Raw genomic sequence first — 14,401 nt, 5'->3', positions numbered from 1 at the left:
TCTATTCATAAGACGCAAAACATCAACTTGCACCACCAAAATTACAGGTCCCATGACAAGTCAGCAGCACACCGCTTCGTTTTCGCGCGAAGCCGCTTTCGATCTCTTGCGCGGCGTAAACGCCTATACGCGAAGCACTCTCATGCAGGGGCTGGCCGAGGTCGCAGCCCGCCATCCGGAAGCCGAGATCGACGTGGCGTTCAACCACAAACAGGTCGCCTGCAAGACCTGGGCCCGCGACGCCGTCTATGACACGCTTGGCGGCGACATCGGTTCTATTCTCGTTCTCGGCGGTTGGTACGGGGTGTTTGCGGGGATCTTGTTCGATGATCCGCGCTTCACGATCGGCAAAATCGTCAGCGTCGATATAGACGAGACCGTCGGACCTGTGGCCCGCACTCTGAACGGGGCATGGGCCGACCGTTTCGACGCCGTGACCGAGGATATGTACGCCCTTCCCTATAGCGATCATAGAGCGGACCTCGTGGTCAATACGAGTTGCGAACATATCGCCGATCTCAGGGCCTGGCTCGACTTGCTGCCGAAGGGCGCGCGCGTGCTGCTTCAGTCCAACGATTATTTCAGCGAACCGACCCATATCAGTTGCGTCGCCTCGCTCGAAGCGTTCGAGGCGCAGGCGGGGCTTTCGACGGTATTCTATGCCGGATCTTTGCCGCAGAAGAAATACACGCGCTTCATGCTGATCGGCGAGGTGTAAACGCTCCGGTCAACGACGCTTCTCGAGCAGATGACGAATGATGGCTCCTGTGCCGCGCGCGCCGTCCAGATCGAGATCCGGCAAGTCGCCGGCCGGCGCGGCCAAGGCCTTTTCGATCGAGGCGCGCATCGTCTCGACGCTCAACTCGGCTTCGGTCAGCATCAACGCGCGGCCTCGCTCCCAAAGGCGTTGGGCCCGTGCGGTCTGCTCGGTCTCGCCGCCTGCGGTGAAGGGGATGAGCAGCGAGCGAACCCCTGCGCGCAGCACATCGCAGACCGTGTTGTAGCCGGCCTGGGACACCGACAGTTGCGCCCCCGTCAACAGGCTGGGAAAATCCTTGCGAAACCGGAATATCCCGACATTCGCCGAAGCGCTGCGAGACAGTTCGGAAAAATCGACTTCGGGCAGGTTCGGCCCGGCAATGACGCACCAGCGGAGATCCTTCGGCAGCAATGCGCTGGCGCCGACGGCCGCCCTGACGAGTTCCGATCCGACAGCGCCCCCGCCCGCGGAGACAATGATGTCGTAGATCTCCGTTGCGGGCGCCGGCGGCGGCGCGGCGACGAGACCGGTGTAGGCGACCTTGTCGGCAATTTCGCTCTGCAGCGGAAAACTGTCCTCGAGTCTGGCGAAGCGCGGGTCGCCATGGACCATCACAGCATCGAAATAGGTCCCGATCAACGCCACCGTGTCTTCATTGGCCCCCGGTTTGGCCCGCTCCTGCAGAAGATCGCGGATCGACGCCAGGATCAGCGGTCGCCTGGCCGAGGCGGCGGCCTCGTCCAGCAGAGGCAGAAGCTCGAACCGGACCTGACGTCGCCCAAACGGAAAAGCTTCCGTCACCAGCACATCGGGCGCGAAATCGCGATAGGCTGCCAGCAAGAGGTCGCGGCGAGCAGCCTTGAAGTCATCGTCGACGGGGCGTCCATCGATGTCGACCAGCCCGGAAAAGCCCTTGTCGCCAGTGGCGATCGCGGGCAGCGCGATATGCGTGATATCCGGAGGCGGAAAACCCGGCACGGGCAAACCGCCGGTGACGATGGCGACATCGAAATCATCGTCCGCCAGAGCGCTGGCGATTCGACTCGCCCGCGCGAGATGGCCGATGCCCAGCAGGTGCTGAACATAGAACATTACGCGGGGGCGATCACCACGAAACGGCGTCTCGGTCATGACGGAGCCTTCCAGGCGCGCTCGAACAGAGCCGAAAGCTGGGCGATGCTGGTGTGAAAATCGAAACGACTGCGCACTTTATGCTCCGCGGCCGCGCCGAGCCTATGGCGAAGGGAGGGATCGCGAATGGCGCGCTCCAGAACTTTCGCCAGCGCGCCAGGATCCTCCGGCGGCGTCATGAAGCCGTTTTCGCCGTCGGTCAGCAATTCCGGCACGCCCGATATCGAGGTCGACACGCAGACGAGACCCTGGCTCGACGCCTCGACGAGCACATTGGGAAGCCCGTCGCGATCCCCGTCACTGGTGATGCGGCAGGCCAGCGCGAAAATGTCGGACGTCCTGTAAGCCGAGAGAACGTCGGTCTGGTCCAGCGCGCCGCGCCAATGGATGCGGTCGGCGACGCCAACCCGTTCCGCATGGGCTTTCAGGCCGGCGAGCTTCTCGCCGTCGCCGATGTGATCGAAACGCCATTGCAGATCTTTCGGCAAGCGGCTCAACGCCTCGATCAGGATATCGAAGCCCTTTTTCTCGACCGCCCGGCCGACGCTGAGGATTCGCACGGGATCGGCGGGATCGGAGCCGTTCCTCGAAGACCGCAGCGTGTCATTGGGGCCGAAGCGGGCCAGATCCAGCCCGTGATAGCTGAGATGCACATCGCCTTGCGGCCCGCCGAGCCGGCTCAGATGAGCATGTCCGCTCTCGGTGCAGGTCACCGTCCAGCGATTGGCGATCAGCTTTTCCGTGAGTTCCCAGTCCGGAGACGTCCAGATATCCTTGGCGTGGGCCGAACAGGTCCAGGGGGTGCCGGTGATCAGGCTGGCGTAATGGGCGACGGATGCGGGCGTGTGGATGAAATGCGCGTGCAGCCAGGTAAATCCCTCCGGCCATTCGGCGGCGAGAACTGCGGCCTGGCCGAAGCGCCGGAAGCGGTTGCGGCTGATGTCGCGGGGCAGATCGCGCAGAAATGCGCCGAGCGCTGTCCGAAAGCCCGGCTTGCCAAGGCTCTTCAACAGGCCCTTGGCGACCCGGACGGGCTCTTCATGCAGATATTCAGGCAGATAGAAAACCGGCGCGCGGATCTCGTCATGCACCGGATGCCGCTTCTTGTCGGTCGGTCGGCGCATGGCCACCAGCGCCAACTCGAAGCCAGCCTGTTCGAGGCCGAGAAGCTCCTGTGCGATGAATGTTTCCGAAAGGCGCGGATAGCCTTTCAGAATGACGACGATTCTCCGACGGTTCATGACGCCTCGATGTTTTCGCAAGCCCGGCCGGAGGGATTAAACCATCGCGGCCTCCACGTCACCCTTTGACCAGCATCAGCCGGTTCGGCTGCCTGCGATCGTAAATCCGGCCGACCAGCTCGGAAATACGCGGCAGACCTTCGAGGCGCAATCCGGCCTGAGCGCGCTTGGAGGGCGCAGGCTGGGTCGGCAGCGATTTGAGCTTGGCGGCGAGCAGCAGCGGATCCTCCGCCTGCTCGGGCAAAAGCATGTCTACGAGCCCGAGCTCGGAGGCCCTTTGAGCGCGGATCAACTGTTCCTCGCGCGGCTGGACGCGCGGCACGATCAGCGCCGGCTTGTCGAAGGACAGGATCTCGCAATAGGTGTTGTAGCCGCCCATGGCGACGACCGCCTTGGCGCCGGCCACCAGCTCTTCCATGCGATTGTCGAACTCGATGACTTCGAGATAGGGAACGGAACGGCCCTTGCGGATCAGCTTGCGGCGTTTCTTGGCAGGCATATAGGGGCCGAGCACCATCAGCGCGCGATGGGTAAGCTCGGGATCCTGCTGGTAGGCGTGAATCACGTTGTGCACGAGTTCGGCGCCGTCGCCGCCGCCGCCGGTGGTCACCAGGATATAGTCCCCCTCGGGCTTGTGACCCGGCAGCTCCTCCCTGGGCACGTTGCGCTGCAGGAACCCGACGAAATTCATTCGCTTCCGAACGGATTCGGGCACGTCCAGTTCGACGAGCGGATCGTAAAAATCCGGCGGGCCGTACACCCAGATCTCGTCGTAATATCGGGCGATCTTGGGGATTGCGCCCTTGCGCTCCCACTCCGCCTGGAGGAGCCGCGGCGAATCCATGACCTCGCGCAGACCCAGCACCAATGTCGTCCCGCGCGCCTTCAGAAGCGCGAGGGTTTCCTCCACCTCGCCTTCGAGCCCCATCGGTTCCTTGTCGACGATGAAGATGTCCGGCTGGAAGGTTTCGGCAGTGTGGCGGATGATCGACTTGCGCATCTGCAGCGTGTCGTGCAGGTCCATGTGCTGATCCATGGACTCATATTGGCCGTTGCGCAGCTTGATCACGCTCGGAATTTTGACGAAGTCGACGCGGGCGCGATAATCGAAGGCGCCGGCGATCGTGGCTCCGGAAATGATCAGCACCTGTAGGCCTCGATAGTCTTCGACCAGCGAATGGGCGATCGTCCGGCAACGTCTGAGATGACCGAGGCCGAACGTGTCGTGGCTGTACATCAGGATACGAGCGTCTTCGAGGCGGCGGGTCATGCTGCGGCGCCCAATCCGGCAAACGCGACTATTCTGCGGGCGTCACTCTTCCACATGTCGAACTCACCTCATTTATAGGGATCGGCGGCGTCTCGCAGACCGTCGCCAAGGAAGTTGAACGCCAGTATCACCAGCATGACAGGGATAATAGGAAATAGCAGCCACGGATAAAAGGCTATGACACTCACACTTTTCGCTTCTGTGAGCAGAATTCCCCAACTTGTGATCGGAGGACGCAAGCCCAGGCCGAGAAAACTCAACGCCGTCTCTCCGAGAATCATGCCAGGCACCGACATCGTGGCGGTGGCGATCAGATGCGACATGAACCCTGGAACCAGATGGCGACCGATGATGCGACTGCTCTTCGCGCCCATCAGCTGCGCGGCCAGGACATAGTCTTCCTCGCGCAGCGACAGAAGCTTCGAGCGCACCGCGCGGGCCAGGCCCGTCCAGTCCAGCAGGCCCAATATGGCGGTTATGCCGAGATAGATCAACATGGGGCTCCAAGTCACCGGCATGATGGCCGCGAGCGCCATCCACAAGGGTATGCTAGGGATGGATTGCAACACTTCTATGATGCGCTGCACCACGAGATCGAAAATACCGCCGAGATAACCCGCCCAGCCGCCGATGATGACGCCGAGGCTGAAGCTGATGGCGATGCCGATGAGGCCGATGGTGAGCGAAATTCTCGCGCCATAGATGATGCGCGACAGCACGTCGCGCCCCAGCCGGTCCGTGCCCAGCAGGAACAATTGTCCGCCCTGGGCAGGGCAGACGAGATGCACATTGCTGTCGAAGAGCCCCCAGAACCGATAGGAATCGGACCGGCAAAAGAACCGCAGAGGCTGAACCTGATCGGCGCGCTCGGTGTAGACCCGCCTCAACGTATCCATGTCAAGCCTCATCTCGCGTCCGTAGACGAAAGGTCCGACGAATTTGCCGTTGTCGAACAGGTGCACGGCCTGGGGCGGCGCGTGAATGAAGTCGGGATGGCGGGAATGGAGATTGTACGGCGCCAAAAACTCCGCAATCATGATGATGAAATAGAGAAGGGCGAGAAATACCCCGGAGATCACCGCCAGGCGATGGCGGCGGAATTTCCACCACATCAGCTGCAGTTGCGAGGCTTTGTTGTAACGGCTCTGTTCCGCCGTATCCTGTTCGATCGAATAGGGATCGAAGGGAGCTTCAGACACATAGTGGCCAAGCGGCGCGCCGGGTTCGGGCAGGTAGGAACTCATTTTGTGCTCCCGCCCTGAAGACGAATGCGGGGATCGAGGAAGGCCAGCGCGATGTCCGAGATCAGCACGCCGACCACCGTGAGGAAAGCGAGAAACATCAGGAAGGAGCCGGCGAGATACATGTCCTGGCTCTGCAGCGCCTTGATCAGCATCGGGCCGGTGGTTTCGAGAGACAGCACGATCGCCGTGATCTCGGCGCCGGAAATGATCGCCGGCAGGATCGAGCCGATGTCGGAAATGAAGAAGTTGAGCGCCATACGCAGCGGATATTTCACCAGCGCGCGGAACGGATGCATGCCCTTGGCGCGCGCCGTCACCACATATTGCTTCTGCAACTCGTCGAGCAGATTGGCGCGCAGTTTGCGGATCATGCTCGCCGTGCCGGCCGTGCCGATGATCAGGACGGGGATCCAGAGATGCTCGAGAACGGAGGTGAACTTGGCCCAGCTCATCGGCTCGCCGAAATATTTCTGGTCCATCAGATGACCGACGGACGTGCCGAACCAGATATTGGCGAAATACATCAGGATCAACGCCAGCATGAAATTGGGGATCGCCAGCCCGAGCAGTCCGAGAAACGTCAGACCGTAGTCGGACCAGCTATATTGATGCGTCGCCGAATAGATGCCGATCGGAAAGGCGATCAGCCAGGTCAAGAGGATGGTGCAGAACGACACCAGCACGGTGAGCCACAGGCGGTCGCCGACCACATCGGAGACCGGCAGCTGGTACTCGAAGGAATAGCCGAAATCACCCTGCAACATGCCGGCGACCCAGTGGAAGTAACGCAGCACGGGCGGCTGGTCGAAGCCGTATTCAGCCCTTAGCTCCTCGATCTCCTGCATGTCGACGGCTTCGCCCTGGGCCTGGATCTCGGCCACATAACTTTCGAAATAGTCGCCGGGAGGCAATTCGATGATGGTGAAGATCAGCGCGGAGATGATCACCAGCGTCGGGATCATTACGAGGAAGCGCCAGGCGATGTAACGCAGCATGGTCAGGCTTCCTCCCCGTACCAGAATGTATCGGGCATATAGACGCCGAGATAGCAGGTCGGATCGAAGCCGAAGAGACCCTTCTCCGGCATGTTCTGCAAGCGGGAGGCGCGCATCATCGGCTGCAGGGCGGAATTGACGATGCCGATGGAAAACACGTGCTCGGAATAGATCGACAGCATCTCGTCCCAGATCCGCCGCCGCTCCTCCGTACCGCTCGCACGCCGCCACTGGCCGAGGAGATCGACGAGTTTTTGCGCCTCGGGCATCTCGGGCGGTTTGCCTTCCATCCCGTTCGACAGGTAATGGCTGCCCCAAAGCGGCCACTGCAACTGCTCATCGGAGGTCGGCGCAAGCTGGCCGGGGTTCATGTCGGGCGTCGGGACGCCGTTGTCGAGCCCGGTCCACATCGACATCATGATCGTGCCGCTGATGGCGCGGCTGCGGAATACGTCGCGTTGCGACGTCTTGATGAACAGCGATACGCCGATCTCGCGCCAGTGATCGGTGATCAGCTCCAGAAGGTCGGTTTCGAGCGTGCTTTCGCCCGCGGTCTCGACGATGATCTGCAGCGGACGTCCATCGGGCAACAGGCGCAAGCCGTCGTCGTCGCGCGCCGTCAGGCCGATCTCGTCGAGCAGCCGGTTGGCGCCGGCGGGATCGAACGTCGCCCAAGCGGTCTTGAGTTCGGGCTTGAACAAGGGGCTGTCCGGCAGCACGGTATCGGCGCTTTCGGCGGCGAGCCCGTAGAACACCACCTTGTTGATCTCGCTGCGATCGATGGCGAGCGACAGCGCCCGTCGGAACCGGACATCGCGCATCAGCTTCTGCCACACCGGATCGGCGGTGTTGAGATTGGGCAGCAGCGCCGCCTGCGATCCCGTCGTTCGCTTCCACAAAGACACTTTCACGGGATAGCGTTTCTCCGCGTCCTTCATGAAGGCGTAATCGGTGAAATCAAGGCCGCGGAACTGCAGATCCGCCTCGCCCGCTCCGGTCTTGGCGGCGATGATGTCGTTGGCGCTGACGCTCAGCAAGATCCTGTCGATATAGGGCAGCTGCAATCCGTTCTCATCGACGCGATGGAAGAAAGGGTTGCGCTCGAACACGAATTGTTCGGATGGCGGCGCCGTGGTGTTGCGCCAGGGATCGAGCGTCGGAAGATCGGGATTTTCGGGTCGATAGCTGCGCGACATCTTGATGTGGAGATCGACCCACTTCTTGGCCTTGTATTCCTTCATCAGCGAACTCAGGCGGAATTCGTCCTGATAGCGCTTATGGAACTGTTTCATATAGGTCGCCGGCATGACCATCACCAAAGGTTGAGGCGCGGCGATTCGCGGCAGGAAATCCGGATTGGGCGATTTCCAGGTGTAGCGGACGGTATAGGCGTCGAGAACTTCGAATCCCGGGCCTTCGCCATCGACAAGCAACTCGCGCGGCAGGCCGCCGCGTTTGAGATCCTTGTCCATGTAGACGTCTTCCCAGGTGTAGCGGAAATCCTCCGAAGTCAGCAAAGCCCCGTCCGACCAGCGGTGCCCTCGCGAATTCGGAAGGTGAAGATGCGATCTTCGATCGATTCGAAGCTTTCGAGAATGTCCGGCTGCAGCGCGAGGTTCTCGTCATAGCCGACCAGACGGGAATAGCCGTTGATCGTCATCAGGCGGATATCTTTCTGGCTGCCGATGATGCTGCGCACCGTGCCGCCATAGACCCCGGGCTTGCGGCCGATGGCGCCGAGATTGATCACACGGGGATGGCGGGGAAGCCGCATCTCGATCGGATCGAGCGAGCCTGCGAGCAGGCGCTCTTCGAAGAATTTCGGCTCTCGCCCGCTGCGCCCGCCGCGCCGGGAAGCAGGGTCGCGGCCATCGCGCCCAAAAACGTCCGCCTGTTCATCATGGGCGCAACTCCCGCGCATCGACCGTCTGTCTCGCCAGAACGAAATGACCGTCGCCAAGATCCGCCGGCGCGAGCGCCTGCTCCTCCGTCTCTTCCCGGAATTGCGGGCTCCAGCTCTTCTGGTCGGAGGCGCCGTTGGCGAGAAGCGTGTTGAAATCCAGCGGGCGGTCCAGGTCGGGAAAGGGGACGGCGGCCAGAAGCGACTTGGTGTAGGGATGCACCGGCGCGCGCATCAATGTATGCCGCGGGGCGATCTCGACGAGACGCCCACGGCACATCACGGCGATCCGATCGGCCATGTAATCGATCACCGCGAGATTGTGCGAGATGAAGATGTAGGTGAGCGAGAGCTCCGACTGCAGATCCTTGAGAAGATTGAGGATCTGCGCCTGGACCGACACGTCGAGAGCCGAGACCGGTTCGTCGCAGATCACCAGTTCCGGCCTCAAAGCCAAGGCGCGGGCGATGCCCACGCGCTGCCGCTGGCCGCCGGAAAGGCCATGCGGATAGCGATTGAGGTGGCGTCTTTCGAGACCGACCGCTTCGATCAGCGCCGCCACTTTTTCAGCACGCGTCGCCGCGTCGCCCCGCCCATGTATTTCCAGCGGTTCCGCTACCACGTTCTGGATGGTCGTGCGCGGCGACAGCGACGACACCGGATCCTGGAACACCATCTGGATCTTCGTGCGCAGATTTTTGAGGCCGGCGCCCTCTGCGGCCAGCACGTCGATATCGCGCCCGTCGGCCCCGTTGAAGGTCACCGAACCGGCGTCCGGCGTCACCGCGCGCATCAGGATTTTGCTGAGCGTGGTCTTGCCACAGCCGCTTTCGCCGACGAGACCGAGGCATTCGCCCCGTCGCACGTCGAAGCTGACGTCGCGAACCGCCGGCGTCTTGCTGGTTTCCGCCTTGCGCGACCAGATCGAGCGGCCTTTGCTGAAGGTCTTCGAGACGTTGCGCACGCTGAGGATGACGTCGGACGCCTTCGCGGACACCGCGTCGCCGCGACCGACCAGAGAATGCACATTCACCTTGGCTTCCCGCAGCGACTTCAGCCGCTCGCCGGGCGCCATGTCGAAATGAGGCACGGCCGCGAGCAAGGCCTTGAGATAGGGATGCGACGGCGCGCGGAAGATGTCCTCGACCGGGCCTGCTTCCATGATCTCGCCGTGATAGATCACCACCACTTCATCGGCGACATTGGCGACCACGCCGAGGTCGTGGGTGATCAGCAGGATCGCCATTCCTAGCTTGGCCTGGAGGTCCTTGAGCAATTTCAGGATCTGCGCCTGGATGGTCACGTCGAGCGCGGTGGTCGGCTCGTCGGCGATCAACAGCGAGGGACGGCAGATCAGCGCCATGGCGATCATCGCGCGCTGGCGCATGCCGCCCGACAATTCAAACGGATACATGCCGAAGGCGCGGGCGGGATCGTGAAAACCGACGAGACCCAGCATCTCTTCGGTGCGCCGGCGGCGCTCTTCGGCGTCGATGTCTTCGTGGATGGCGAGCACTTCGGATATCTGGTTGCCGATCGTATGCAACGGCGAGAGCGAGGTCATCGGCTCCTGAAAAATCATCGCCATGCGATTACCGCGCAGCGCCCGGATGTCGCGACCGTCGCGCGGCAGGCCGACGATGTCGATCGGACCCTGCGAACAGAGATCGTCGTTGAACAGGATCCGGCCCGAAGCGCTGGCGATCGAGGGAAGAATGCCCATGACCGCCTGACTGATCACCGATTTTCCGGATCCCGATTCGCCGACCAGCGCGGTGATCTTGCCCGGAGATACGCGCAGCGACGCCTTTTTCACGACGTCGATCTTCCCTCCCAACAAAGAGAAGGAGATGCTCAGGTCTTCGATCCTGAGGAGATCCCGTCCAAGGCTCATTCCACTATTTCCCCATCGCGCCTGAGACGCTTCGTTTTGTTTTTTGCCGGGAGGCTAACGCATGACCGGGAATGCGTCTATGCGCCGTTCACAATATTTTTATGAACATTCGCCGCGTTTTACTTGATGGCTGCGCACAGGTCTTCGTCACGCAAGACGTCGCGGCAGTCGGGCGACCGGCGGAAATCGTCGTAGTAGAGCGACCAGACGCCGTCACGCGCAGCGCGATAGGGGCCGAACTTGAAATACTGATTGGGCCCCAGCCCTTTTCCCTGATGGCCGATCCGACCCTTGACGGTGGCGATCCAGATCTTGTTGGCGAAAATTTCGATATGGCCGTCGCCGCCGGGCCCCGGTTTGCTGAGGACGGCGAAATCGATCCAGCCGGACGAGGGTTTCGGCAGTTCTCCCCGCCGGGTCACCTGAATCGCGGTGGTGCAGCTCTTGAACTCGCCGCCGTCGCCGGGCGTCCAATCGGCGTCCCCGGCCACGAAGGCGCGCATCTGCTTGACCTTGGGGCGCAACCAGACCGGGGTTCCGCCCGTTGCACAGGCATTCTGGACATGGTCCTCGCCGGTCGTCGCGCCCTCTTCGAAGAGATCGGTTTCGACCGTGACGAACAGTTTGCCGTTGCGCATGCGAAACGCCAGGAACGGGCTGTAATCGCCCTCGGCGTCCGCCTCGATCTCGCGTTTCCACTGGGCGATGAGATAGCGGTGATCGTCATCGGGAATCGGATCTGCGAATTTGACGGCGAAACCGAACCAGACCGGGCTCTCGTAGGGCGCGCGAAGCTCTGGCTTCTCCCAGATCTCGGCGCGCTCGCTGCAACCGTCCTCGGCGGCATCGCATAGCGGGCGAACCGAGAGTTTGAGCGCCCCCTTGCCCTCGAAGACATCAGCGCCCTGAAACTCGACCGACCCTGCCCGCTGCTCGGCATTGTCCTTGTAATAAAGGCCTCCGTCCGGGGAAAAATCCTGGCCTTCGAAGCGATCGGCAAGTCGCGTATTCAGAGGATCCGCAAGCACAGGCGCAGCGGCCAGCAAAGTCATCAACACCCCCGACATCAAAATACGGATCATTTCGTCACTCTCACTGTAAAAGCTCGATGAAAAGGCGCCCAATCGCGTGACCGCTCTTATCCAGGGATCACTATAATCGGAAACCGAAGTGGCGCCAGATGCAGCGCTTCACATCGCCGGCACGGAAACGTGACGATGCCGGGAACGTTCCCCGTCCGGAAGTGGTCTCCGTGTCGACGGAGCGTCAGCGGCCCGCGGCTTCCTTGAGGATGGCCGCGAAGCGCGGCTCGAAGGCGCGGCCGATCGGTTCGGCGGCGGCGCCCAGCGCGACGGCCCAGGGATCGAACATGCCGGCCTTCAGTCGCGGCGCCGTCCGATCGCGGCGCTCGGCGTTCGAGGGCAGAAGCGGCTCAATGGCGGCGATCAGCCGACTGGCGAGCGCCGGCGGCGCGCCGCCGGAGATGACGATCGACTGCGGATCGAATACCGTCTCGATCAGGTGAACGGCCCAGCGCAGGTCGCGCGCGGCGGCGTCGATCCAGGCCAAAAGCGCGGGATCATCGGCCTCGACGAGCTCGGTCACGACGTCATGCAGGTCGCCTTCCGCCGGGTTGAGGCCCAGCGTCTGATAGAGCGAGGCGAGCGAAGCCCGATGTTCCAGCGGCGTCAGCCGGCCGCCATCCGAAAACAGCGCCATACCGATTTCGCCGGCATTGCCATGCGCGCCGCTATAGAGTTCGCCGCCGAGAATGAGGCCGGCGCCGATGCCGTAGCCGAGATAGAGACAGACGGCGTGATCCAAACCATGCGCCGCGCCGACCATGCGTTCAGCGGTGGCGCAGGCTGCGGCGTCGTTCTGCAGCGCCACGTCGAGACCCGTGCCGGCGGCGAGCGTCTCCAAGAGCGGAAAGGCCTGCCAGGCGCCCATCATCCAGGGATCGTCGGCGGCGGGCTCAAGTCCAAAAGGACCCGGCATCGCCACGCCGAGACCCGCCAACCGGCTTTCGGCATGGGGTCGAAGCATCTTGAGTTCGCGCCGAGTGTCTTCGATGAGGTCGAGGATGACGCGGACCCCGCGCGCCGGCCCATCCGTCGGCAGAGCGGCTTGAAATCGCGCCAGCACATTGCCGACCAGATCCACCGCGATCGCCCGGGTCACATGCCGGTCGATCTGGAGACCGATGGCGAAGGCGCCCTCCGGCACGAGACGATAAGGCGTCGACGGTTGTCCGCGCCCCTTGCGCACCACCTCTTCCGACATCACCAGGCCGTCGAGTTCCAGCGCTTCGATGAGGTTGGAGATAGTCTGCTTGGTCAGCCGCGTCGCCCGCGCCAGATCGGCCCGGGACAACTGCCCGTTCAGCCTGAGCGCGTCGATGATGACGCGCTTGTTATGCGCGCCCGCGCCTTCCTGATTGGTGCCGCTCTTGGCGCGGATGGTTCTGACGTCATGCATGCGAAATACCCTCTTGACACCCATAGAATATTCCACAAGGATTAAGTCAAGATGTTTGACTTAATAAGGAACCGAAGAGTTCCGGGGAACGCGAAAGCGCCACTCACGCGCTGCGACGCTCCACATCCGACGGGTTTTTAAACCCAATCGAACACCGCTTCGACCTCAGGGCCGCCGCGGATCTCAAGCGTAGCCACTCACTGGAGGCAGACATGTTGAAATCACTGACAATGACCCTTATGGGCGCAGCCGCCATCGGCGCGGCCTTCGCCTCGCAGGCGTTCGCCGAAACCAAGATCAATGCGCTGTTCATGGCGCAGGCCGCCTATAGCGAAGCCGATGTGCGCGCCATGACCGAGGCCTTCACCAAGGCCAATCCCGATGTTTCGGTCAATCTCGAATTCGTCCCCTATGAAGGCCTGCATGACAAGACCGTGCTCGCCCAGGGTTCTGGCGGCGGCTATGACGTCGTGCTGTTCGACGTGATCTGGCCCGCCGAATACGCCTCCAACAATGTCCTGGTGGATGTCTCCTCGCGCATCACCGACGAGATGAAGAAGGGCGTGCTTCCGGGCGCCTGGACCACCGTGCAATATGACGGCAAATCCTACGGCATGCCCTGGATCCTCGACACCAAATATCTGTTCTACAACAAGGAAATCCTGGAGAAGGCCGGCATCAAGGCCCCGCCGAAGACCTGGGACGAATTGAAGGAACAGGCGAAGATCATCCAGGACAAAGGTCTCGTGAAGACCCCGATCGCCTGGTCGTGGTCGCAGGCCGAAGCCGCGATCTGCGATTACACGACCTTAGTCAGCGCCCATAAGGGCGACTTCCTCAAGGACGGCAAGCCGGTCTTCGATCAGGGCGGCGCGCTCGATGCGCTGAAATACATGGTCGACAGCTACACGTCGGGCCTCACCAATCCGAACTCCAAGGAATTCCTCGAAGAGGACGTCCGCAAGGTGTTCCAGAACGGCGACGCCGCCTTCGCGCTCAACTGGACCTATATGTACAATATGGCCAATGATCCGAAGGACAGCAAGGTCGCCGGCAAGGTCGGCGTGGTCCCGGCTCCGGGCGTTGCGGGCAAGAGCGACGTCTCCGCCGTCAACGGCTCCATGGGTCTCGGCGTCACCACCGCCAGCAAGCATCCCGACGAAGCTTGGAAATACATCGAGTTCATGACCTCGCAGCAGGTGCAGAACCAATACGCCAAGCTGAGCCTGCCGATCTGGGCGTCCTCTTATGACGATCCGGCCGTCACCAAGGGTCAGGAAGAGCTGATCGCCGCCGCCAAGCTCGGCCTCGCCGCCATGTATCCGCGTCCGACCACGCCGAAATATCAGGAAATGTCGACCGCGCTGCAACAGGCGATCCAGGAAGCCCTGCTCGGCCAGTCCTCGCCTGAAGACGCGCTGAAGACTGCCGTCGAAAACAGCGGGCTCTGAGCCCGTCCGCGGGCGGCTTCGCGCCGCCCGCCTCTTT

General features: G+C 62.1%; 10 protein-coding genes and 1 pseudogene. 2 read left to right on the top strand and 9 right to left on the bottom strand.

Annotated features, from left to right (window positions below):
* The first annotated feature begins 52 nt into the window (after window positions 1-52).
* Window positions 53-718, top strand: a complete 666-nt coding sequence (locus H2O14_RS22940; protein WP_182829712.1) for a class I SAM-dependent methyltransferase — start codon at window positions 53-55, stop codon at window positions 716-718.
* Window positions 719-727: 9 nt separating this feature from the next.
* Here the strand turns inward: H2O14_RS22940 and H2O14_RS22935 are convergent, their stop codons facing one another.
* The 9 genes and pseudogenes from H2O14_RS22935 to H2O14_RS22895 all read right to left on the bottom strand — a co-directional run bounded on the left by H2O14_RS22935 (window position 728) and on the right by H2O14_RS22895 (window position 12,913).
* Window positions 728-1,891 carry a glycosyltransferase family protein gene (locus H2O14_RS22935; RefSeq protein WP_182829711.1) on the bottom strand — a complete coding sequence of 388 codons (1,164 nt, stop codon included), beginning with the start codon at window positions 1,889-1,891 and terminating at the stop codon, window positions 728-730.
* Window positions 1,888-3,132, bottom strand: coding sequence for a glycosyltransferase family 4 protein (locus tag H2O14_RS22930; protein ID WP_182829710.1), 1,245 nt, complete (start codon window positions 3,130-3,132; stop codon window positions 1,888-1,890). Before H2O14_RS22930 ends, H2O14_RS22935 begins: the two co-directional genes overlap by 4 nt.
* A gap of 58 nt (window positions 3,133-3,190) precedes the next feature.
* Window positions 3,191-4,402: a glycosyltransferase family protein gene (locus tag H2O14_RS22925; RefSeq protein ID WP_182829709.1), complete on the bottom strand. Its 1,212-nt coding sequence runs from the start codon at window positions 4,400-4,402 to the stop codon at window positions 3,191-3,193.
* 68 nt (window positions 4,403-4,470) lie between these two features.
* Window positions 4,471-5,646, bottom strand: a complete 1,176-nt coding sequence (locus H2O14_RS22920) for an ABC transporter permease (RefSeq protein WP_182829708.1) — start codon at window positions 5,644-5,646, stop codon at window positions 4,471-4,473.
* Window positions 5,643-6,641 (bottom strand): ABC transporter permease, encoded by a 999-nt coding sequence (locus tag H2O14_RS22915; protein ID WP_182829707.1) that lies wholly within the window; start codon window positions 6,639-6,641, stop codon window positions 5,643-5,645. The genes H2O14_RS22920 and H2O14_RS22915 overlap by 4 nt, the downstream gene beginning before the upstream one ends.
* A gap of 2 nt (window positions 6,642-6,643) precedes the next feature.
* A pseudogene (locus tag H2O14_RS22910) lies at window positions 6,644-8,543 on the bottom strand (ABC transporter substrate-binding protein).
* Window positions 8,540-10,435: an ABC transporter ATP-binding protein gene (locus H2O14_RS22905; RefSeq protein WP_182829706.1), complete on the bottom strand. Its 1,896-nt coding sequence runs from the start codon at window positions 10,433-10,435 to the stop codon at window positions 8,540-8,542. Before H2O14_RS22905 ends, H2O14_RS22910 begins: the two are co-directional and overlap by 4 nt.
* 119 nt (window positions 10,436-10,554) lie before the next feature.
* On the bottom strand, window positions 10,555-11,487 hold the full coding sequence (locus H2O14_RS22900) for a polysaccharide lyase (RefSeq protein WP_246697727.1): 933 nt from the start codon (window positions 11,485-11,487) through the stop codon (window positions 10,555-10,557).
* Window positions 11,488-11,701: 214 nt separating this feature from the next.
* On the bottom strand, window positions 11,702-12,913 hold the full coding sequence (locus H2O14_RS22895; protein WP_182829704.1) for an ROK family transcriptional regulator: 1,212 nt from the start codon (window positions 12,911-12,913) through the stop codon (window positions 11,702-11,704).
* Between the two features lie 212 nt (window positions 12,914-13,125).
* Between H2O14_RS22895 and H2O14_RS22890 the strand changes: the two genes are divergently transcribed.
* Window positions 13,126-14,364 carry an extracellular solute-binding protein gene (locus H2O14_RS22890; RefSeq protein WP_182829703.1) on the top strand — a complete coding sequence of 413 codons (1,239 nt, stop codon included), beginning with the start codon at window positions 13,126-13,128 and terminating at the stop codon, window positions 14,362-14,364.
* Window positions 14,365-14,401: the final 37 nt, after the last annotated feature.

Origin of the sequence: Rhizobium sp. G21, assembly GCF_014158035.1 — a bacterium.
Lineage (GTDB): Bacteria > Pseudomonadota > Alphaproteobacteria > Rhizobiales > Rhizobiaceae > Rhizobium_E.
Note: the sequence above shows the minus strand (reverse complement) of the source record. Positions and strands in the feature narration are given on the sequence as shown.